This is a genomic window from Marinobacter alexandrii, from assembly GCA_039984955.1.
Taxonomy (GTDB): Bacteria; Bacteroidota; Bacteroidia; order Cytophagales; family Cyclobacteriaceae; genus Ekhidna.
This window is the reverse complement of sequence record JBDWTN010000007.1, coordinates 1,411,675-1,434,139: the sequence shown is the minus strand read 5'-3', so window position 1 is coordinate 1,434,139 and position 22,465 is coordinate 1,411,675. Positions and strand designations below refer to the sequence as shown.

Genomic DNA, 22,465 nt, shown 5'->3' with positions numbered 1-22,465 from the left:
TCAGATACCAAAAAAATTCATTCAATGTGGGCTGGCGGAAAGAAAATTAAATAACAGAATAACTAAATCAATAACATTATGAAAAAGTTAATATCAATTTTTTTAATAGGAATGACAGTCAGTGTTACTGCACAAACATCACAAGAAACACAATATGCGGCATACTTAAAAGCGAGCAAAACCATGTGGGAAAGAAGTATTTCTATAGCAGAAAAAGAAAGTGGAGATAATAGCCTTGACAAGGCAATAGCGATGTATGGGCTACTTAGTAATACTATGGCTACTGAAGATGAAGATACTTTTGATGAGTATATAGATCCTGCGGTGGATTTGCTGAAAGAAATAATGGATAAGAGCCCCGATAATGGTGAAGCCCGAGCTGTTCTTTCATCTATATATGGTTTGGTAATGGCATATAGTCCTATGAAAGGGGTGCTATATGGCATGAAGAGTTCATCGCTCATGGATGAGGCATTACGTCTTGAACCCGAATCTGCTTTAGTTCAAAAACTACATGGTGGCTCAAAGCTTTACACGCCTGAAATGTTTGGCGGAGATCCAGATAAAGCAGTGATTGCATTCGAAAAATCTATTGAACTATTTGAGAGAGAAGGTGTAAGTGAAAGATGGTTGTATGCAGACACATTTATGGGACTAGCTATGGCCTATAACAAAGTTGGAAAAAAGGATGAGGCAAAGAAGACTTTAGAAAAAGCGATAGCCATGGAGCCTGAATTTTACTGGGCAAAATCAGTATTAGCTGAGCTTGAGAAGTCGTGAAGATCATTGCTGTCATATTCTGCCTCAGTGGTTCCTTTTCTGCTCTTTGTCAAGAAATTGTATCTGGCCGAATAGTAGACGTTCAGAGTGGAGAAGGGCTCATTGGAGCCCATACTTACCTTTTGAATAATTGGAGAAAGGGAGCTATTGCAGATACAGCAGGAAGATTTAGTTTATCCATTTCAAAAGAAGACCTAAATGACTCTCTTGTGGTTTCTTATGTTGGGTTTGAAGAGCAAATTATTCCAATTAAAACTGAAATGATCATAAATCTTAGAGAAATTGAAACTGTAGGACAAACAGTAGTCGTTACTGCTAAACCGTTGATTTCTGAGGAATTTAAATATATGGAGATCAAAAAAAATGACATTTATACCAATCCGGCGGCAAAAGCAGATCCAATCCTTGCGGTCAATTCATTGCCTGCATCAACGACAACTGATGAGTCTGCAAATATTAGTTTGAGAGGAAGTAGTCCGATTGAAACGGGAGTGTTTCTAAACAGTGTGCCAATATATGATGCTGTACGTTACTCTCAATTAAATGGAATTGGAACCTTTAGCATCTTTAATACGGCCATTATAAAGGGAGTAACAGTTTTCCCTGGAAATCCACCACTGGAGTTTGGAAATACTACTTCAGGTATTATTTCTATGCAAACGGATGATCGGATACTTGACGGAAATGCAAACTCTTTGATTCTGAGTTTGGCTAATATAGGTTTTTCAAGAGAACAGAAGATTAATGACAAGCAAAGCTTTAAAATATTTACCAACTGGCAGCCGAGCGGACCTATTAAATCATTGAACGAAAAGGCTTTAGAAGAGATCAAAGCTTTCTCGTCAAATGATTTAGGAGTGTATTGGTATGGTCAAAATGAACTCTTAAACTGGAAAGTGTTGAGTTATTCTGTTACGGAAGAATATGAGTTCAATTTCAAGCATCCTAGTTTCAATGGAATTTTTGATCAAGAAAAACAGCGAAGCTTTCTCATTTCTTCACTAGAAAAACCATTCAAAATAGGTTCGATAGGTTTTAACAGCGGCCTTAGCATTAGCAATGGGAATTATAGTTATTCCAACGTGGCTTTTAATGTGAAAAAGAAGGATCTTTTTCTTGGGGCAAACTACCTATTATCAAAAGAGTCATTCAGTTTGAAAACGGGAGTTAGTTATGACCATCGATCCTCTCGGGTAAATGGCAACTTCCATGAAATTTCCTATGCACTTGACGAAAATCATCCGACTATTAGACTAAATGAGGAAGTGAGAATGAGTGTATTGGAGGGTTACGGTTACTTCAAATATTTTTTCTCTGAAAAGATTGCTTTTGGGTCAAGTGTTAGAAAAAATATTCCAAATGGCGAGGTAAGAAATTACATAAGCGGCCAAGCAAACTTGTCCTATACAGATGATACATGGACAATCACTTTGGGAGCAGGTAAGTATAATAAACATAGTCTTTTAGAGAATACGGGTGAGCCATTTTCATCTGAAAGTATTCAAAAATCACTTGATATTAAAAGAGAAAAGAATGGGATTGAAATTGCAGTGAGCATATTTGATAAAAGAGGTGAAATCAACAATATTGAATATAGTGCGAGAGGAATTGAGTTATTTACTGACTACCGCTTTTCTTCGAAATTGCGAGCTTCTACATCAATAACTCTTTTAGACGCCAGTAGTATTGAAGGAGCTTATGCGTACGATCTTTCGTATTTTATACGAGGCAATTTGGCATATTCACCGGGTAGATTCTGGACAATTGAATCTACAATGGTAACTAGGCAAGGAACAACAATTTCTGAGGTGGAATCGGCTAATTATAATAACTCCCTCGATGTGTACGAGCCAAGATTTGCTGAAAATCTCGTAAGACTGGGATCCTATTCAAATATTGGACTTTCAGTGAGTAAAATATTTACCTTTTCGGAAAAGGTAAATGTCATTGCATTCGCAAGTTTGAATAATGTTATGGACACTAGAAATACAAGAAGCTTTGTATATAATTTTGATTATTCAGAACGAGCTGATAGTTTTTACTCAAGAAGGACAGGTTATGTGGGAGCTATTATTAATTTTTAGTAACCTCCCCAATATTTCCGCAAAACCCATTCCGTTGAAAAGAGAAATAGTATAATGAAATACCACCACCATGCTTGATGCAACGGACTAAGATCTTCTTCACTTTTTATGATTGACTTGAAATCACGGCTTTCTATTTCTTCTGCCAAATTTTCAATGGAGTTGAAATGTGTATGAAATCCTCCTGTTTTGCTTGCTAGGTTCTTCAACATTCTATGGTCTGCAGTAAGATTGAGGTATTCTGGATTAATATTCTGAACAGAAAATTCACCAACGTCTTTTAGCTCTGTCGCACCTATAGTTACTGTTGCTTCATATCTATAAATACCTGCTGAGAATGTTGGTGATGTGAAGGTGGTATTGTATTCCGAATCGGTAAAATTGAACGTTTTAAATTCATCACCTTCTTTTGAAATATTAATTGTGATGTCATTGTCATAGATACGTTCATAAATGTCATTGTATACTTCGGAATCAAATATCACTGGTTCAGTATTAGAAAAATTACTTTGACGTACATTGAATCGAAACTGTTTCTTATCATTCTTCACCGTTAGAAATTGTACCGTCTTGGTAATTAAACTACTGAAGTTGGTTGTATTCTCTGTGATAGCAGCTTCTTGCAATTTCCATTTCCATATGTTTTGACCAAATAGAATGGCACTTTTTTGTGTCCCATCATCAAAAACTGCCATTAGAGGTTTTTGTGTTTTGATGCTACCTAGCTTCTGATACATTAAAACTTCTGTGGGACCTGTCAAATTGTAATTTCCGAATGGAACTTCTATAGGAGGATATTCCTCAAAAGCTTCAGCATTTTCAATTTTAAACTTGCTAAATGATTGATTAAATGACCCTACAATTTTGTCCGGACGTGAACCTCTGCGTTCTATTTCTATGTATGGGAGTGTTTTATTAACCGAAGTGATAGAGCTTTCATTGCTTAAAATATACCATATTCCAGGATTTTCTTTTGGTGTATATGTTACTCCAGAAGTGAATGCTCCATGAAAAATCACCACATCAAATACCTCATTAGGTTTTTCTTTATGGATTTCAGGGATATATACTTCAGTTTGATAATTACCAGTTTCTGCTAAAGAGCTTCTTATTGATTTTATATCAGGGTGAGGAGCATTAGCTACAATTAACACCCTTTGACGACCGTCTATCACTTCCATGAAAATGTTTGATCGATTGTTTTCATAGGTTGATTCTCCACTTACACTAGTGACCGAAGCAACAATGTACCTGAGTCCCTCTTCCCCCGATTTCACATTAAACACTACCTCCTGAAGATTATTTTTAAGTCTTATTTTTTGCTCGGCAATGAGAATATTTTTTTCTCTAAGCTGAATATTCACTTCCTGATCTTGATAACCGTCTTGAGTTATTTCAAGCTGAATAGGTGTTTCGTTTCCTTTGAAGGTGACTTTATTATATCTAGTTCTGGAAATGCTTATATCTTTCGGCGGTATCGTATCTCCCATTCCTATTGTAAATACAGGGACTAGGTAGTTTTTGTAGAGAGGGGAGTACCCACGATTATAGATTCCATCGCTAATTAAAATCATCCCAACATGATTCTTGTCCTGCGCCTCAAGTTCTACTTTTTTGATAAGTGAAGAAAGGTTAGTGGTCGGAGCACTAAAAGTTGTAGAATCATCGTGACTAATTGTAACTACCTCTAAATCATTTTTTTTCAATTTTTCTGCCAGCTCAATAAGGTTTGTACTTAAATTCTCCTGACTATCTCCTCTGGCTGGTATAGACTGGGAGTTATCAAATGCAATGGTGATTAGGGGCTTTACAAAAGTATTGGTGACTTTTCGTATGCTAGGTGATAGTAAGAGCAACAGGATGGAGCTAATTGCAAGAAAGCGGATTGATGCCAAGATCAAATTTTGAGTCTTATTCCAGGGAACATTTTTTTTGACGTAAAGAAAATAGGACAATGCTGCCGCGAAAATAAGGATGAGAAGTACCCACCAACCAGAATATTCTAAATACAGAAAACTTGTACCCATTAAATTTATAATTCGCTCTTTAATTGAAGTTTAGTCAGCCCTATGATACTGAAACTTGAAAGCTACTTCAAAAGAACAATACGGGAAATAACTTTTTAGGATACTATTTTATAATCGGCAGTTTAATTTAAATAACTGGAAACCTCTCCTTCAGAAATTTTGGTTAGAAAGATACGTTCGAACCGCCCCGCAGTGAAAGTCGTTCCTAAAATCAAGAGAGAATTATCAGAACCGACTTTGATAGATGAAAAAGTAAAGGGGTTCAAGAATCCGACATAATGGATGCCGTCTATGGATCCACTGCTAGCATTATAAAAGTGTAAAACAACTTGGTTGCCTTTGGTTTCAGAGGCGAAAATAGTGTAATCGACATCATTAGTTGTATAGCTAATGATTTTTGATTTTGAGTAAGGGCGTATTTCAGCCATATTTCCGAAATCTAACTGAGCAACTGATCCGATTGTTAGCGGATTAGAATGTAATTGATAGTTTTCTTCGAACTGAAACCCTGCAACAGCATAATTACCATCCTCTAGCGGCATGACTGATCGTATACCTGCGTTTAATGGGTTTGGTATGAGTGGATCATTTATTGGTTGACCGAGAACTCTTCTATCTTCTGCTAAAATATTATTAGGACTTGATATTACAAGAGACATACTGAATTCAGTGAATCCGTTGAAGTAATAGTTTCCTTGAGGTGTTTGGCCACAGAAAAACGGAATTTTAAAGTCATTGTTGGATGTGAAATGGTTAATAACAAGATTTTCAACATTGGTATCGTTCCCAGCTCCTATAGAGTATTCAGCGATATTGCCAATGATAGGATCTGAATTAATATTTGATACCTCAGTCAATTCTGTTTGTAAATTTACCGGGTCGTAGCTAAGTACTACAAGCGCATTATCATTGTTAGATTCTGATACAGCTAGCGGGTAATTGACCCCTCCAAGTAGTCGGGCATCTACGACTTCTAGCGAAGTATTAATAGAAATCAATACGGCATCCAGAGAAGAGGAGTTTTTAGCGAAAAAATAAGCTGTGCTATCAGAATCGTCAAAATACATATCTCCGATAGGAGCTTCATAGTCATTGAATGCTGATTCAGCTTCATCAACAAAGTTGCCCTCATCATCTAATTTGATTAATTGTATACCATCAAAATTAGAATTTGGCTGATCTGTTGCGGAAAGAATAATGTAACCATTATTTACCTCAATCACGTCAATTGGATCATATCCTACGTCAAAGTTGGAGTCATCGTAAATTTTAAAAAACGACTCACTTAACGAGGGTTCATCATCTGAGCATGCAGTTAAAACAATGAACACAATTAGACTTGGAAATAATCGAATTGAATTAGATATGTATTTTGTGACAGTTTTCATTGCGAATATTTATCTCAATTGAGACTATTTTTAATAAGCTTTGAATTGTTGATCAATAAATCTGAAAGGGAAGACAAATCCTAAAGAAACGCTGAAATCCCTGAGGAATATTTCGTCATTCGTTTCTCCTAATGATGCAAGTTCATTTTGTTGAATATTAGGTTGAGTAGCTGAGGTCAAAGAGTGTTTGTAATTGATCTCAAAAACGGTTCTAATGTTCCAATAATCTAGATTAACTCCGATTCCTCCAGATACTCCTGAGAAGTTTTTGAAAGCGTCTTTTACTCCCAGGGTTGTCGTTCCACCTGAGGATGTCAATGGATTGCCTGATGAGTAATCAGTTTGAGTGATTTTAACATCTTTTTGAGCCGAGATCACCAAGGTGTGGAATCCTCCAACCATTACAAATGGACGTATTTTGCCTGATTGGATAACATCATATTTAATCATTAGAGGTAATTCAATGAGATCGAGTCTTTGCTCCACATCGTACCTTGTTTCGAATCTATTTGCTGATTGCTCCCCTATCCATTCTAACGCACTGTTGTATTTATATCTACTCCTCTTATATGCAGGCTGAAATGAAGCTGAAAAACCTCTATGATAAAAATTCATTTCAAGTCCCATATGGGCTCCAGGTAGGGCAAAATCATCGTAGCTCTTTTGTAAACTATCTGCGGAATAGTCTATAGGGCTGAATCCGGTGTTTCTTGTTTCAGGAAAAGCCTGAGTATAATTTACACCCATTTTCAATCCAAGCCAGAATTGGGTGTCTAGGAATGATTCGAGAGGATTCTTGGAACGCGGCTTTTTTTGAGCGAGAACCATAGAAGAAATCAACAGAAGGACAATTAAGCCCCCGAACCTACTTACGGATGATGAGTCTTTTTGTATCATCTAACATTTCAGATTTTGCTTTGATAAAATAGAAACCTGGACTCAATGAGTCAAGGACGAAAGAGAAGGTATGCTCACCTGGAGCCACTCTTCTGTTTATTTGAGAAACGATATCTCCTCGAACATTAATGAGTTGAACATTAACATCCTGATAATTATTTACTAAAATTTTTGCTTGAGTATAATTTGAAGCTGGGTTAGGATAGACTGAATCGATCCTATACTTGGCTTTTACGTAATCTTTTTCTCCTAGGATTACCTCTTTTATGAGATCCATTGGCTCATAATTACCTCCCGCCGGATTCGGTCCGTCAATGAAGTCCCCGTAAAAGATCTCGCTATCAATCACTGATTTCTCTACTCCCATCCATTCAAAAAGAACATTTGCTGCAATTTGTCTATAATCAAACTGTAAACCAACATTACTTAAGGACATATCTGGATTCACGCCATAAATACCTGGTTTTACACCCAACCCGAACATCATCATTGGACCACCGGTACCATGATCAGTTCCAAAGCTACCATTAGATCCTACTCTACGCCCGAACTCGGACATGGTTATGGTTAAAGCTTTGTCTTCTATGCCACGTGATCTTAGATCCTTTTGGAAAGCTCTCATAGCAGAGCTAATATGGTACATTTTGGCCGCATGACTACCCATAGTTGGATCATAACTTTCCACTTGGTTGGCATGCGTATCAAATCCTCCAATTTTGACGAGGAAAACTTTTGTTTTTACACCCCCAGCCAAAAGGCGAGCCACCAATTTTAGCTGGTTAGATAGTCCATTATTCTTCGATCCTTCTGGCGCATTAAATGGATATTTTTCGGGGTATGTTACCGAAGATTCTGAAGAAGACTCATAAATCTCTGCGAGTCTTTTTATGTAAGTTTCCGACTTATCCTCAAGCCCTAAGATCCAATCCATCTCCTTTCCATAGGGAGACTCATCAAGGAATTCTGGAGGAAGCCCTCTATCATCCACCGTAAAAGAACCTTCCTCATTGACCTCTTCTTTAAACCCCTCTAAGGCATTTATTTGTGAAAGTAACCCTTGTGGACTGTTTCCTAAAGAAATTGAAGTTGGAATATTTCCTGTTTGATGAAAAAGCAGGGAAACATCGTTCCCCATTTCTAGTGCCAAAGGATCAGGCATCTCTTCTGAAGGAAAGTCGTCCGGATACGTAAGTGGAGCATATTCTGTTCCTAAATATCTACCGATCCAGCCAGAAGAAAAGTAATCTTCTGCACCACCACCCATAAACCAGATGTCTCTGCCGCGAAAGTGAGATCCATTATTTCTTTCATAAGAAACTCCTTGAAAAACAGCAGCCTTACCTGTATCATAAAGGTGCTTGAAGTCGTTCATATCTGGGTGTAGTCCCACTTGCTCCTCTGAAGCAACTGTGCTATCTAAGGGTATTAGCGTTCTATTTCCCACTTTGTATGGGATGGCAATGTTTGCTCGCCTGCTATAATATTCATCATAGTTTGCGATAGGTATGACTGTGTTTAGCCCATCATTTCCACCGTGCATCTGCAGAATGATCATTACTCGGTCATTCGTACTCTGCTGAGCAAGTCTTTGCAGCTCATTATTTGCACCCATCAATTTTAATGGAACTCCATGAAATGCAATTGGAGCTCCGGCTGCAAATCCCAGTTTCTTTATAAAATTTCTTCTTTTCATGTTTCTAGTCTTTTTCTAAAAGCAACATGGAATTCGCATAATAGACTTTTGAGTCGGATAATTTTTGTTCTAATTATGCTCATTACATTAATTGATATTCAGGAGATTGCAGGATTGAATTGAATAGGTTAGTCAACTGAGTAGCTACAGTAGTTGGATCTTGCCCAGTGGTCCATCTTATTGTCCATTGTGCTTCAGGATCTTCATCAATATTATCCAAAAAGACTCGTTTAAAGTAATTAAGTCTGGCAACTGTAATTTCGCTCGAATCATCTTCAAAACTCAAATCATCGGATACAGGTAAAAAGTATTGTATCACAGTAAGCATAAGCTCGTTGGCATTTGGAGCAACATCTGCAAAATTGTCCCTTACAAACTGCACAATATCTACTTGTCCCATTTCCATGACATTCCCATCCGAAATCCGTTCTCGAATGGAACCATATCGGTTCGCTAGATAATTCGGCGTAATCCAGCTTCTGTTAAAAATCGGAAATTGGTGGTATGCGGAATAGCCAGCTACCTCAAAAGGCTCGTAGTAATTCATACCTTGATTACCGATTTCATCTAAAATATTTTCAGCAAAGGCATAGTATAACTCTAGCTCCGTCTCGTAATTCGGAAAGGCTATTTCGAAATTCCGCATAAATCCTAGAACCAAATCAATTGGAGATTTTATAATACAGCCAAAGTTGTTATCTACGGCACCTGCTTCTGCTTCGTAAAAATGTGTGCTCGTAAAGAGCGCTTCAAGGACGGGCTGTATTTTAAACTCATTTGCAATAAATATGTCTGCTAAATCCTGAATAATACTTTCCTGTAGTGCTGGAGTTACTTCGTGATAAACGAAGAAGCGATAGATTTCTCGACAAATCGCAATGGGCGTTTGCTCCTGCTCATAAATCAAATCAACAAATTGGCTGATTTCGTCCAAAATACTTTGTTCCGTGGGGTTTCCACCTAATTGAAGTTCTTCGTTTGGTGTTACAGTGCCATTGTTGAGTCTTGCGCTGAATGTTTTAATCCCCTCTTCGTGCTGACTGGCTAATCTTACGATTTCGTCTTCTCCAAACTCATTTTGAATGGTAGTGTTGATTCCCTTAACTCTTCCTCTGGGAAGGCCTGTCTCTCGATCCAGTACTGCCTCTTCCAAAGAATTAAAGTCTATGAATAATTCAAATCCAGAGACTACTTTGGCTCCTTCTTGTACATCCTGCTCTGTGAAAACGAAGTAGTCTCCGTCAAATTCAGGTGGAGGTATGTTTCCTTCGAGTCCACGCCCAATGGAGTACAACTCCAAAAGTTCTCTTGCAAAGTTCTCATTTACACGATCTTTTACGTTGAGTCTACCGTCTAGGAAGCGGAGCATTGCATTATCAACGCACAGTTTTTTAGTAAGCTGTTTAAAATTTCTTGGAGCCATCGTTTCCATTGATCTGGGATCTCCAGGATCAGCATCTGGATCTTCAGGAGGAACTGTTAAGTCTTCTTGATCAAATGCGAATAGTCTGAACAAAGCTTGTTGGTAGTAAAGGGCCTTCCAGTCTCTTACAACTGATCGCTTGGTAGTAAAATGGGTATGAAAGAAAAATACTAATCGTTCTCTGAATATGTAAGAGAGCTTTTGAGCTTCTTCCAAGTTACTGTTATTGCCGAGTATTTGTCCAAGGTGCCACGTAAGAAAATCTTGTTCAAGGTTTTCTTCTTCTGCCGCCGGGTTTGGTACGGGAATTCCTGGGTCCGGCAATTCATTGTTGAAAAGCCGTTGGACTGCTTCAGTAGGGGTAAGTGTTGCGAAAGTATCTATTTCGGTTTTAGATCCTCCTAAGCAAGCCCGTCTTAATAAATGAGCAGCTCTTTTTATACCAAGGGTTCCGGTTAATTGGGTAAGAGGCATAGATGCTAATTTTCAATTTATAACTTGAAAATTAATTCTTTTATTATAAAATAAGTGATAAAAAATCTATAAATAGTTTAATTGTCATTTTAAATTGGCTCCATAGAAAAATATTTCGTCTCATGTAAATGGCCAAAGATACTTTGAGCCGATTATAATAAGATTTTTCGTTTCTTGTAATCTAAGAATGTCTTATGACACTAACCAATTAAAATCATCAAAATTGGACGAAAAAGAGTTCTTGTTTCTAATTAAACGTCACTCAGGAATAATACATAAAGTGATTTTTCTATATGTGGATCACCCCCAGGATAAAAAAGATCTTTATCAGGAGGTTCTTTTGCAAGCATGGAAGTCAATTGCTCGATTTAAGAGAGAATCGACTTTTTCCACATGGCTTTATAGAGTAGCACTGAACACAGTTTTGACTTATAGGAGGAAAGAGACTAGAATAGCTGAATTAAAGAATTCATTGGATGTGTTGGAATATGAAACTCCAAAACCGAATGAAAATTCAGATAAACTCATGAATGCTATCAAGAAGTTGAATGACACTGATAAAACAGTAATCATGCTCCACTTGGAAGATTACTCTAACGAAGAAATTTCCCAGATCACCGGTCTGAGTAAAGGCAATGTATCAGTAAAACTTCATAGGGTTAAGGTACTGCTGACAGATAAATTGAAACGACAAAAAAAATAGATATGGAAGAATCACTTAAAGAATTGTGGATTGAAGCAGATCATAAACAGATTCCTCAAAAAGAGCTAGACGAAAACTATATTATAAAATCTATACATATGAAATCCAAGCACATTATTAATCGTATGAAAAATAAGTTCATTTTTGATATTATTGGTCCTTTAATAGCTATTCCTACTATAACCTATTTCATGTTTATGATGGATCATGTATTAGCTTACATTATCAATATAACTTCCCTACTATTTTTAGGAGGTAGTCTTCTTTTATCCATAAGAGCTTATTTTATCCTTAACAATAACCTGGCTGGAAACCTTAAAGAAAGTCTCCTTTCATGCCATATGAAAATAAGGACTATTCTTTCCAATCAAACCTTCGTTGTTACTGTTTTGAGTGGAAATGTAGTCTTGGCTTTTCTTTTTAGGGCGATTATGACTGATCGCTTTGTTGCCAATGACATAAGAGCCTGGATACCTTACTTAGCTTCAATTTTGATAGTACTTCCAATAAGTTATCGACTAACTAAATGGAGCAATCAAAAAAAATTTGGAAACTATTTGCAATCACTTAAAAGAAACATTAATAGTTTAGATTAAAGTAGTTGAACACTCGCAACATCCTTATCATTAACTGAGTAATAAGCTTGTCAGCAGAGGAATAAGTTTGTCAAAAAGTCCTTAAAGGAGGGTGTGATTTCAGTATTTCGCTCCTTTTCTAGATTTTTAGAAATGAGATTTAAGTCAACATTCCTCCATCTACTTGGATAGTTTGTCCTGTAATATAAGAGGACATATCAGATCCTAAAAATATGCAGGCATTTGCCACGTCTTCTGGAGCTCCACCTCTTTTCAATGGAATGGCATCTCTCCAGCTTTGAACCGTTTTTTCATCTAATGCATCTGTCATTTCAGTTTCAATGAAGCCAGGTGCTATTGCATTACATCGTATTCCTCTAGATCCAAGCTCCAATGCTACTGACTTTGTAAACCCGATAATCCCTGATTTGGATGCGGCATAGTTTGCTTGTCCTGCATTTCCTTTCACTCCCACCACGGAAGACATATTAATAATGGATCCGCTTCGCTGCTTCATCATTGTTCTGCAGGCAGCTTTAACTGTATTAAAGCACGATTTAAGATTGATATTCATGATAGCATCCCAATCTGCTTCACCCATCCTCATTAGTAGATTATCTTTTGTAATGCCTGCGTTGTTGATTAGAATGTCCAAAGAACCGAAATCAGCAACAACATTAGTGATAAGTTCTTGAGCGGCTTCATAATCGGAAGCATCTGAGCGATACCCTTTAGCTTTAACTCCTTTTGAAGCAAGTTCTTTTTCAAGTGCTTCACCCTTTTCCACACTTGATAGGTAAGTGAATGCAACATTTGCTCCCTGCTCAGCATATTGCTCAGCAATTGATTTACCTATTCCTTTTGATGCACCTGTAATCAGCGCTGTTTTTCCTTTTAGTAGTTGCATTATCTAATATTGGTTTTTAATAATCCTCAAATATGCAGTTTTTAGATTTTTTTAAGAAACACAAAACAATCCCATTAATACTTATATGTATCTCGTTTCTCTTCTTATTTTTAGCGAATATAAATGGTGTTGGTTTCACGTATGATTCTTATGATTATTTTAATGCTGCAAAAAACTTAAGAGAATTCTTTTTTCGAGAAGAAATACTTGGCAAAATAATCAACCGTCCTCCATTTTATCCAGTGCTTATTGCTCCTTTCACCATCTTTGGAGAGTATGGTCTTACTCTTCTCTGCTTATTAATCTATTCAATAAACAGCTATCTCATTTTCCGATTGACCAGAATGCTTTTTGCAGATAATGAGGATATGTGGATCTCTAGAGTTTTGATCTTATTTTCTGTCACTATGCATCTGGTGCATGCCTTTTTATGGACCGAAGGATTAATCATATTATTGGTTTTAGCTCAGCTAAACATACTTTTCAAAATGAGGAGAGGAAGTAAGGAAATGATATTTCTTACGCTGTTTGGTCTGATTAGTATTCTTACAAAAAATGGAATGATGCTCATGGTTCCTGTTTTTGCCTCTGCAGGTGTTGTTGTAAGTCGAGTGAAATCAAAGTGGCTATGGTCCTTACTGTATATAATAGTATGTTATGGTGCATTTGAGGTATACAGATATTATTTTGGTCAATCTTCAATAGGTGAGATTGCTGTCAGGACGAATTTTTTTGGGTGGAATTACCTGAATGTAATTTCTATTTGGTTGATGCCAATGAAAGTAAACACTGGCTTGCGTTTAATTCTAACGGGAGCTTTTATATTGATTGCATGTACTACTTACATCTTCAGATTTAAAAAATATGATACTCCTATACATGGTATAGTAATTATTTTTTCTGGATACACATTACTTAGATCTTACTATTCTCATATAGATTTCCATGAGTCAGAAAGGTATTTAAGTATTGTGTACCCAATCTTTATTTTGATGATAATTGGATTATTCAATCACCTCAAGAAAGATTTTGGTAAAACAGGGTATTACTTTTATTATGTTTTTATATTCTACCTCTTAGTATATACAATCCTAAGAGCAATCAATAATGATATCTTCTGGATTGCTCAACGTCTATTTTCGAATACTTAATGGACTATCGATTTCATTTTATTCTTAAGAAGACGTACACAGATGTTTTGCTGTAGATCGGAGATGACTATCCGATCTTAGTAAATAACCATGATTTTTCTGATTGCAACCCGACTTGGGGCATTAGCGAGCAATTTGATGATTCGAATAGAGTTTAGTTAATAAAATGAGGCAATCATGGCATGAATTTGGTAACTATTTTAAATAGTACCAACCATTTTAATATGAAAATCTATATAAGTATCCTCAGTGTTGTATTATCCTTAACAGCTTATGCACAGTCATCTATTTTGATAAATCAAAGCAGATGGAATGATCCAGTTGCCTGGCAAAACTCTTCCACACCGACAATAAAAGCATTTGGAGAGCATAGTGATTCTTTGAAATCTATCTATAAAACTGAGTTTCTTTTTCATAATAATAGATACTATCATGTGACTTCCTGGGCGGATTACTATTTATGGTTTACTCAGAAATATTCTTATATGTTTAATCTTAATGCTGAATTGTATAAATACTACCACCAGGCAGGAGATAATTTTGCTATGATGGATTTCGTATTTAATTTCCATCGAGGAGGCATATTACCTACAATTCGGGTGGACTTAGGTAATGGAGAAAGTCTAGATGTTCGCAGTTATGCGTTTGATACGAATCGATTCAATAGAGAAAGCAACAAATATAGAAGGAGACAAAATCTTAAACACATAGCTAATGGACCTTCTGTTCATGTTAAGCCTACTTTTATAGGGAGTAGTGGTCAAATAGGTTCCAGCACAGGAGTTAACACACAGGATCGTAGCGCTGTAATAGGTTCTAATGGACAAAATGCTAACTCAGCTCATATTTCAAGACCAAAAGATCAATAAGAAGATTATTTTTGCCGAAAAAAATAACTATGGCATCTAAATATGATCTAATTGTAATAGGTAGTGGACCAGGCGGATATGTAGCCGCGATTAGAGCTTCGCAGCTCGGGATGAAGGTAGGAGTAGTTGAAAAGTCAGAGCTTGGTGGTGTTTGTTTGAACTGGGGTTGTATTCCGACAAAAGCTCTCCTAAAGAGTGCACAAGTTTTTGAATATATCAATCATGCGGAGGATTACGGTATTAAGGTAAAGGATGCCAAAGCTGATTTTACTGGGATGGTGAAGAGAAGTAGGGATGTTGCCGGAGGAATGAGTAAAGGAATTCAATTCTTATTTAAGAAAAACAAGATTGATCATATAGCGGGACACGGTACTCTTAAGAAAGGTAAGAAAGTAGAGGTAAAGGATGCAGAAGGAAAAGTGACAACTTATGATGCTAATCATATTATTCTAGCTACTGGTGGAAGAGCTCGTGAGCTTTCCAACCTACCAATAGATGGGAAGAAAATCATTGGATACAGAGAGGCAATGGTTTTGGATAAGCAGCCGAAAAAAATGGTGGTAGTTGGTTCTGGAGCGATTGGAGTCGAGTTCGCTTATTTCTACAAATCAATTGGTACTGAAGTAACAATCGTAGAGTTCATGGATAGAATTGTGCCAGTAGAAGATGAGGAGGTAAGCAAGCAACTGGAAAGAACTTACAAGAAGTCAGGAATGAAGATTATGACCAGTTCTGAAGTAACGAAAGTAGATACGAAAGGTGCTGGCTGTAAGGTGACGGTTAAAACTAAGAAAGGTGAAGAACAACTTGATTGTGATGTTGTTCTTTCAGCGGTAGGTGTAGCTACAAATATTGAGAATCTTGGACTTGAGGATGTTGGAGTGAAGACTGAAAAAGGGAAAGTGCTGATTGATGATTACTATAAAACAAATATAGATGGCGTTTATGCTATTGGTGATATCGTTAAAGGGCAAGCACTTGCTCACGTAGCTTCAGCCGAAGGAATTATTTGCGTTGAGAAGATTAAGGGAATGCATGTTGACCCATTGGATTATAATAATATTCCTGGGTGTACCTACTGTTCTCCGGAAATTGCCTCTGTTGGATATACAGAGAAAGCCGCTAAGGATGCAGGCTATGAAGTGAAAGTTGGTAAATTTCCCTTTTCGGCTTCAGGCAAAGCTAAGGCAGCTGGAGCATCTGATGGATTTGTGAAGCTTGTCTTTGATGCGAAGTATGGTGAGTGGCTAGGAGCTCATATGATTGGAGCTAATGTAACTGAAATGATTGCTGAGGCAGTATCTGCAAGAAAACTTGAAACAACTGGTCACGAAATCATTAAAACTGTACATCCTCACCCAACAATGAGTGAGGCAGTGATGGAAGCTGCAGCGGCAGCTTACGATGAAGTTATTCACTTGTAAGCTCTAAACGCAACAAAACATAAGGCCTTGATTATTCAGGGCTTTTTTATGCCAGTACTTTTTTAGCTTCTTTCACAGCATATCTATGCCCACTTAATACCCGCTTCAAGTCTTCTAATACAGCAGATCCAGTAGGTAATGCTCCAGCTCCTTTACCAATAGCGATATGTTGGCCGCTTGTCAATGTATCAATGCTGATAGCATTATTCTCAAAATCAACACTGAAAAGATAATCCTGTGGCCCAACTTTTTCCGGCTTAACAGAGCAATGAATTCCTCCATTTATCTTCTCAATGGTAGCTATCGGTTTGATTTTTTTTCCTTGATGCTTGGCCTTTTTGATATCTGTTTCGGTGACCTCTTCAATACTTTTCAGTTCGCAGCTTTTCATAGAAGTAACTTCACCAAATGCATGATAGGCAAGAATAGAGAGCTTGTTCGAGGCATCCATACCACTTACATCCAATACGGGATTACTTTCAGCAAAACCTTTTTTTTGAGCATCGTTTAAAGCTTTTTCATAAGTCCATTTATTTTGTTGCATCTGGGTAAGAATGTAATTGGAAGACCCATTGAGGATACCTCTAATCTTTGTTATTTCCTGATTTTTCAGAAATCCATCTACCGAATGAACAATAGGGATTCCACCTCCTACTGCAGCTTCATAAAGAAATGAAGTGGAATGCTCAGTATGCCATAGGGCAACCTGATCCAAAGATTCTCCAATCATCTTTTTATTGGCACTAATAACATGTTTTTTGTTAATTAGCGCGCTTTCAACAAATTGCTTTGCAGCATTAGCATCATCAATTAGTTCAATCACAATATCTATATCCGAGTCATCCAAAATTTCAGAAGGATTATCCGTGAAATACAATTCATGATTGATGCGAGGAAGGTCCAATCTCTTCACACATATTTTTTCAATGTCAACAGGCAAGTGAGGATGCTTTTTCAGAGCTTCAGTGAAGCCTTGACCTACAGTGCCAAATCCAAATAATCCTATTTTTTTATGATTTTTCATTGTAATTCTTTTTTTAAAATGGAGGTTATTTGCTCGGTTTCAAGCAAAAATCCATCATGACCATATAGGCTCTGAATTGGATAAAAAATAGCATTAGGGATGTAGTTATAAATCACTTCTTGCTCACCTGGAGGGAAGAGGAGATCTGTTTCTATTCCAATCACTATGGCTTTTGATTCTATTCTAGAAAGCGCACTTGCTATACCCTCTTTATTGATTCCTATATTGTGACTATCCATCGCTTTTGACAAATAATAATAACTGTAAGGTGAAAATCGTTGGCTCAGTTTATTTCCTTGATACCTCTGATATGAGGCAGCAGAAAAATCATCAATCCGATCATCTTCATCACATTGAGTAGCATTGTAGATATCTTGGTTTCGATAAGAAAGCATGGCTATGGCTCTTGCTGATTCAAGCCCCTCATTGATATTTGAGGCACTTTTTAGTGCCATTCGCTGAGCTTCATTGAAAGCAATCCCCCAAGCGGAGTGTTTAGCATTTGTAGCAATGGGAACAATAAATTTAAAAAGGCCTGGCTCTTCTACAGCCCATTGCAATAACTGCTGTCCGCCCATTGATCCACCTAGTCCAATTTTAATTTTTCCAATACCCAAGTACTCTTTGAGTTTTTTATGAGCATTGACTATGTCACGGATGGTTATAATTGGAAAATGCAAATCCTCGGGTTCTAGGCTTCCATAGCAAGATCCCAGCATATTAGCGCAGACAATGAAGTAGTCATTTGGATTGATAAGATCTTTTTCTCCTACCAATCCGGGCCACCATTCGAATGGATCGCTGTTAGCTGTTAATGCATGAAAAACCCAAACCACATTGGATTTTTCCGAATTTAATTGCCCATAAGTTGTGTATTGGATCCTAAGATCCTGAAGAGTATTTCCACTCTCCAGAATCAAAGGTTCCTCAACTTTATAATTAACCGAATTAGACTGTTGTACTGCTTGCATATACTTTTGAAAAAGCTTGCTCAAAATCTGCTTTTATGTCGTCTATATGCTCAATTCCCACAGAGACTCTTAAAAGATTTGGAGCTACTCCCGCATCCAATTGCTCTTGGTCTGTAAGCTGCTGATGTGTAGTAGCAGAAGGCTGTATAATCAGAGTTTTTGCATCCCCAACATTTGCTAAATGGCTGACTAAATTTAGGCTATCAACGAACTGGGTGGTCTCTAATTTTTCCCCTTTCAAAATGAAGGATAGAACGCCACCAAATCCGTTTGCTAGGTACTTCTTACCAAGTTCATGATAAGGGCTACTTGCCAATCCGGGATAGTTTACTTTCTCAACTAAAGCATGATTCTCTAGCCACTGAGCAAGTTCAAGTGCATTGTCAACTGTTCGTTGAACTCTTAGTGAAAGCGTCTCTAAACCTTGTAAAAGCAAGAACGAATTAAATGGGCTTAGTGCAGCGCCAAAATCTCTCAAACCTTCTACTCTAGCTCGTATTGCGAAAGCTATATTGGGAAGTCCTAGTGGGTTCCCTTCTCCAAAGACTTCCCAAAATTTTAGTCCATGATACCCTTCAGAAGGCTCTGTAAACTGAGTGTATTTCCCATTGCCCCAATTGTAGTTTCCACTATCAACAATCACACCTCCTATGGTAGTCCCGTGCCCTCCAATCCACTTTGTGGCAGAAGAAGTAACAATTGCTGCTCCATGTTCTATTGGGCGAAATAAATAGCCAGCAGCTCCGAAAGTGTTGTCAACGATTAAAGGGATATCATAATCTTTCGCCACTTCGGCAATCGCGTCAAAATCAGGAATATTGAACTCAGGATTACCGATGGTTTCCAGATAAATTGCCTTTGTGTTCTGGTCAATCAGTCTTTCAAAGTCAGAAGCCTTATCGCTTTTTGCAAACCTAGCTTCAATTCCTATGCGCTTAAATGCGACCTTAAATTGATTGAATGTGCCTCCATATAGGTAGGAAGTAGATACAAGGTTGTCTCCAGCCTGTAGAATATTATTCAAAGCTAAGAATTGAGCAGCCTGACCTGATCCTGTAGCGACAGCAGCAACTCCACCTTCCAAAGCAGCAATTCTTTTTTCGAATACATCAGTAGTCGGATTCATGATTCTGGTATAGATATTTCCAAAATCCTTGAGTGCAAATAAATTTGCTCCGTGCTCTGAGTCTTTAAAAGTGAATGAAGTTGTCTGATAGATTGGGACTGCTCTTGAACGAGTCGTTTCATCTATCTCTTGTCCAGCGTGAAGCTGAAGTGTTTCATATTTTAATTCTTGTGACATGATTATTCTTATTTAGTTGATTGAAAATGAGATTGGAGTTGTATTAGTCAGATTATCATTCACAGGGCATCTGTGATTGATTTCGGCTAACCATTTCTTTTTTAATTCAGGATCGATGTTTGATGTAGTGTGAAGTCTAACATCAATATTTTTATATCCGGCTCGATCTTTTAATGACTTTCCGAAGAGTCTGTTGGGGTTAAGGTATCCGTCAATATCTACCTTGAAATTTTCAAGACGAATTTTGAATTCCTCAGCAACTATGTGTGCAACAACATTTATACACCCTGCATATCCAGCGAGAACGTACTCTACTGGATTTGGTGCTTCATTCGTACCTCCAAGTGCCTCAGGCTCATCCACTATCAGGTCGAATCCTCGTGTTTGTACTTTAGTTTTAGCGGAAGATTCACTGACAGAACTCACGGAAAATTTTAATTCTTTTGACATGTTCTTTAGACTTTAGATGTTTGACTCAAGATGATAGATCATCATTTCAGAGTCATGAAAAGGACGATAGATTCTAAAATCTAGGATCTACCGTTTGAAAAAGATGGATTTATCGTAAATAACTGATCAAGACAATTAATAGAATGGATTTTTCCGGATGAAGGCGCACTTCGTCCTAAGATGATCACAAACCCAGATGGATCAAATGAAAATTAGCAGCAGCTATAACAGCAACACCGACCGGCGTTGGCGCAATAAATAAATGAAGATTTGCGGGTTAAGAAACCCGATGTTTTTTTTCTGAAATGTTTGAATTGGTTCATAGCAATCAATTTATATTTCAGGAATTAGCACCGTTCCGATTTTCGGGGGGTTGCTAGCGCGTCATAAAGCCTGTCTCTCGGCGCTTCTTTATAAATCGATACATGATCGATTTGATGATGCAAACGTAGAGAAGGAATTTTGGTTTTACCAAATTTTACGAAAAGATTTTTTTTTCTGGATTGATTTGATGAAACTTTGTACATCTGAAAAAGAATTGAATCAATCAATTACGATAGTACCCAATTTTTTCAGGCCAGCTGCAGCACCGGCCAGGCTTCTGCCTGCCATATAATTTAGTGTTGTCTACGAGGCAACCGTACTCCGCAATCTTCCAATAATTTATTCACTTTTCAACTTCTACAATGAACTCGTTCATCGTTCAGGTTGCTTCTTCTGATCATACTCATTTTGCCTTTGAGATTTGTGAGCTGATCGAAAAAAGCGCCAAGCTAAGAGGAACCGGTATCGCAAAGCGATCATCGGACTATATCGTACAAAAAATGGTCGAAAAAAAGGCCATTATAGCTGTTTTAGATAAAAATATGCTAGTTGGCTTTTGCTACATTGAAACATGGGGCGACAAGCAATATGTTGCAAATTCGGGCTTGATAGTCAAGCCTGAATACCGTTCAACTGGTATTGCAACTAAGATTAAAAAGCTTGCATTTGAGCACTCAAAAAAAATGTTTCCGAGTGCTAAATTATTTGGTTTGACCACCTCTCTGCCTGTGATGAAAATTAATTCTGAACTAGGATATCAACCTGTCACCTACGACAAGCTTACGACCGATGATGCCTTTTGGAACGGGTGCCAAAGCTGTGTGAATTATGAAATTTTAATGAGTAAAAATAAAGGCAACTGCATGTGTACAGCAATGCTTTTTGATCCTAAAAAGAAATCTAAAAATCGCTGGAATGTCGTGAAGAAGTCCAAACTCTATGGACGATTTATGAAAATGAAAAGGACTCGATTAACCAAAAGTGTAAGATCAAATTCAGTTTAAATTTTTTTGAAAGTAATGATTATGGAAAAAATTAGAGTGGGAATCATAGGTGCGGCCGGGTATACTGCAGGTGATTTATTGCGAATCCTTATCCATCATCCAAATGTGGAGATAGTCACTTTGCAAAGTCAAAGTCAGGCAGGAAAGAAAGTGTCAACGGTACATACAGACTTAATTGGGGATTCGGAGTTTGCCTTCTCAGCAACTATTAAGTCGGATGACTTAGACGTAGTTTTTCTGTGTAAAGGACATGGAAAATCGCTGAGGCTTATTGAATCAAGTCCTGATTTATTGAATATCAAAGTGATAGATTTAAGTCAAGATTATCGATTGCAAGGAAATCATGATTTTGTATATGGGCTGCCCGAAATCAATCGAGCTCAAATCAAATCTGCGACACATATCGCTAATCCTGGTTGCTTTGCTACAGGAATTCAATTAGGTATTTTGCCCGCTATTAAAGCTTCTTTCATCGATGGAGATATCCATGTTTCTGGGATAACTGGCTCAACAGGCGCTGGGCAATCATTCTCAACTACTTCACATTTTAGTTGGAGAACCAACAATGCAAGTGTGTATAAGCCTTTTGTTCATCAACATCTAAATGAAATTGGTGAAAGTTGTGTACTTCTAGATGATCAGTGGAATGGTCGAATCAATTTTGTTCCTTATCGAGGGGCTTTTTCACGCGGAATTATAACAACTTCTTATTTCGCGACAGAGGTAAGTGATGAAGACTTACGAGTTGCCTACGAAGAGGCTTATGAAAGTCATCCTTTTACCTATGTAAGTGATCATAATCCAGATCTGAAAATGGTGGTCAATACAAATAAAGCTATAGTTTATCCAAAAGTAATAGGAGGTCAAGGGATGGTTATTTCAGTAATTGATAACCTTCTCAAAGGAGCTTCTGGACAGGCGGTGCAAAATATGAATCTTCTATTTAATCTGGACGAAAAAACAGGACTCAATCTTAAAGCTTCGGCATTCTAAA

Annotated in this window: 19 protein-coding genes and 1 riboswitch; of the genes, 9 read left to right on the top strand and 10 right to left on the bottom strand. The window is 37.4% G+C overall.

Annotated elements, in window-relative coordinates:
- Positions 1–78 precede the first annotated feature (78 nt).
- Positions 79–780 carry a tetratricopeptide repeat protein gene (locus ABJQ32_12625; GenBank protein ID MEP5290489.1) on the top strand — a complete coding sequence of 234 codons (702 nt, stop codon included), beginning with the start codon at positions 79–81 and terminating at the stop codon, positions 778–780.
- Positions 777–2,864, top strand: coding sequence for a carboxypeptidase-like regulatory domain-containing protein (locus ABJQ32_12620; protein MEP5290488.1), 2,088 nt, complete (start codon positions 777–779; stop codon positions 2,862–2,864). The genes ABJQ32_12625 and ABJQ32_12620 overlap by 4 nt, the downstream gene beginning before the upstream one ends.
- On the opposite strand, the gene ABJQ32_12615 is transcribed toward ABJQ32_12620, so the two are convergent.
- The 5 genes from ABJQ32_12615 to ABJQ32_12595 form a co-directional block, all read right to left on the bottom strand.
- Complete coding sequence (locus ABJQ32_12615; GenBank protein ID MEP5290487.1) at positions 2,861–4,891, bottom strand: hypothetical protein; 2,031 nt, start codon at positions 4,889–4,891, stop codon at positions 2,861–2,863. The genes ABJQ32_12620 and ABJQ32_12615 overlap by 4 nt on opposite strands.
- Positions 4,892–5,013: 122 nt before the next feature.
- Complete coding sequence (locus tag ABJQ32_12610; GenBank protein MEP5290486.1) at positions 5,014–6,279, bottom strand: hypothetical protein; 1,266 nt, start codon at positions 6,277–6,279, stop codon at positions 5,014–5,016.
- 30 nt (positions 6,280–6,309) lie between these two features.
- Positions 6,310–7,176 carry an outer membrane beta-barrel protein gene (locus ABJQ32_12605; GenBank protein MEP5290485.1) on the bottom strand — a complete coding sequence of 289 codons (867 nt, stop codon included), beginning with the start codon at positions 7,174–7,176 and terminating at the stop codon, positions 6,310–6,312.
- On the bottom strand, positions 7,145–8,869 hold the full coding sequence (locus ABJQ32_12600; GenBank protein ID MEP5290484.1) for a DUF1501 domain-containing protein: 1,725 nt from the start codon (positions 8,867–8,869) through the stop codon (positions 7,145–7,147). Before ABJQ32_12600 ends, ABJQ32_12605 begins: the two co-directional genes overlap by 32 nt.
- An 82-nt stretch (positions 8,870–8,951) precedes the next feature.
- Positions 8,952–10,766, bottom strand: a complete 1,815-nt coding sequence (locus ABJQ32_12595; protein MEP5290483.1) for a DUF1800 family protein — start codon at positions 10,764–10,766, stop codon at positions 8,952–8,954.
- A gap of 223 nt (positions 10,767–10,989) precedes the next feature.
- Here ABJQ32_12595 and ABJQ32_12590 point away from each other — a divergent pair, with 223 nt between their 5' ends.
- Both ABJQ32_12590 and ABJQ32_12585 read left to right on the top strand, forming a co-directional pair.
- Entirely contained in the window at positions 10,990–11,469 is a 480-nt protein-coding gene (locus ABJQ32_12590) for an RNA polymerase sigma factor (GenBank protein MEP5290482.1), read from the top strand.
- Between the two features lie 2 nt (positions 11,470–11,471).
- Positions 11,472–12,065, top strand: a complete 594-nt coding sequence (locus ABJQ32_12585) for a hypothetical protein (protein ID MEP5290481.1) — start codon at positions 11,472–11,474, stop codon at positions 12,063–12,065.
- A 139-nt stretch (positions 12,066–12,204) separates the two neighbouring features.
- Here ABJQ32_12585 and fabG read toward each other — a convergent pair whose 3' ends face one another.
- On the bottom strand, positions 12,205–12,951 hold the full coding sequence (gene fabG, locus ABJQ32_12580) for a 3-oxoacyl-[acyl-carrier-protein] reductase (GenBank protein MEP5290480.1): 747 nt from the start codon (positions 12,949–12,951) through the stop codon (positions 12,205–12,207).
- A 32-nt stretch (positions 12,952–12,983) separates the two neighbouring features.
- On the opposite strand from fabG, the gene ABJQ32_12575 reads away from it, so the two are divergent.
- From ABJQ32_12575 to lpdA, 3 genes are all read left to right on the top strand, one after another.
- Positions 12,984–14,102, top strand: a complete 1,119-nt coding sequence (locus ABJQ32_12575; protein MEP5290479.1) for a hypothetical protein — start codon at positions 12,984–12,986, stop codon at positions 14,100–14,102.
- Positions 14,103–14,326: 224 nt separating this feature from the next.
- Positions 14,327–14,971 (top strand): hypothetical protein, encoded by a 645-nt coding sequence (locus ABJQ32_12570; protein MEP5290478.1) that lies wholly within the window; start codon positions 14,327–14,329, stop codon positions 14,969–14,971.
- A 29-nt stretch (positions 14,972–15,000) separates the two neighbouring features.
- A complete protein-coding gene (lpdA, locus tag ABJQ32_12565) occupies positions 15,001–16,395 on the top strand; it encodes a dihydrolipoyl dehydrogenase (GenBank protein ID MEP5290477.1) in 1,395 nt (464 codons plus the stop codon).
- 46 nt (positions 16,396–16,441) lie between these two features.
- On the opposite strand, the gene ABJQ32_12560 is transcribed toward lpdA, so the two are convergent.
- Genes ABJQ32_12560 through ABJQ32_12545 form a run of 4 tightly spaced genes read right to left on the bottom strand, consistent with a single transcriptional unit; the run spans position 16,442 to position 20,143 of the window.
- Positions 16,442–17,419, bottom strand: coding sequence for a homoserine dehydrogenase (locus tag ABJQ32_12560; GenBank protein ID MEP5290476.1), 978 nt, complete (start codon positions 17,417–17,419; stop codon positions 16,442–16,444).
- A complete protein-coding gene (metX, locus tag ABJQ32_12555; protein ID MEP5290475.1) occupies positions 17,416–18,390 on the bottom strand; it encodes a homoserine O-acetyltransferase in 975 nt (324 codons plus the stop codon). Before metX ends, ABJQ32_12560 begins: the two co-directional genes overlap by 4 nt.
- Positions 18,368–19,693, bottom strand: coding sequence for an aminotransferase class I/II-fold pyridoxal phosphate-dependent enzyme (locus ABJQ32_12550; GenBank protein ID MEP5290474.1), 1,326 nt, complete (start codon positions 19,691–19,693; stop codon positions 18,368–18,370). The genes metX and ABJQ32_12550 overlap by 23 nt, the downstream gene beginning before the upstream one ends.
- 12 nt (positions 19,694–19,705) lie before the next feature.
- Positions 19,706–20,143, bottom strand: a complete 438-nt coding sequence (locus ABJQ32_12545; GenBank protein MEP5290473.1) for an OsmC family protein — start codon at positions 20,141–20,143, stop codon at positions 19,706–19,708.
- Positions 20,144–20,473: 330 nt separating this feature from the next.
- Positions 20,474–20,563: riboswitch (SAM riboswitch) on the bottom strand.
- Positions 20,564–20,829: 266 nt separating this feature from the next.
- On the opposite strand from ABJQ32_12545, the gene ABJQ32_12540 reads away from it, so the two are divergent.
- Together ABJQ32_12540 and argC are read left to right on the top strand one after the other, a co-directional pair.
- On the top strand, positions 20,830–21,471 hold the full coding sequence (locus ABJQ32_12540) for a GNAT family N-acetyltransferase (GenBank protein ID MEP5290472.1): 642 nt from the start codon (positions 20,830–20,832) through the stop codon (positions 21,469–21,471).
- 21 nt (positions 21,472–21,492) lie between these two features.
- The gene (gene argC / locus ABJQ32_12535; protein ID MEP5290471.1) at positions 21,493–22,464 is read left to right on the top strand and encodes an N-acetyl-gamma-glutamyl-phosphate reductase; all 972 of its coding nucleotides are present in this window, start codon (positions 21,493–21,495) and stop codon (positions 22,462–22,464) included.
- Position 22,465 lies beyond the last annotated feature (1 nt).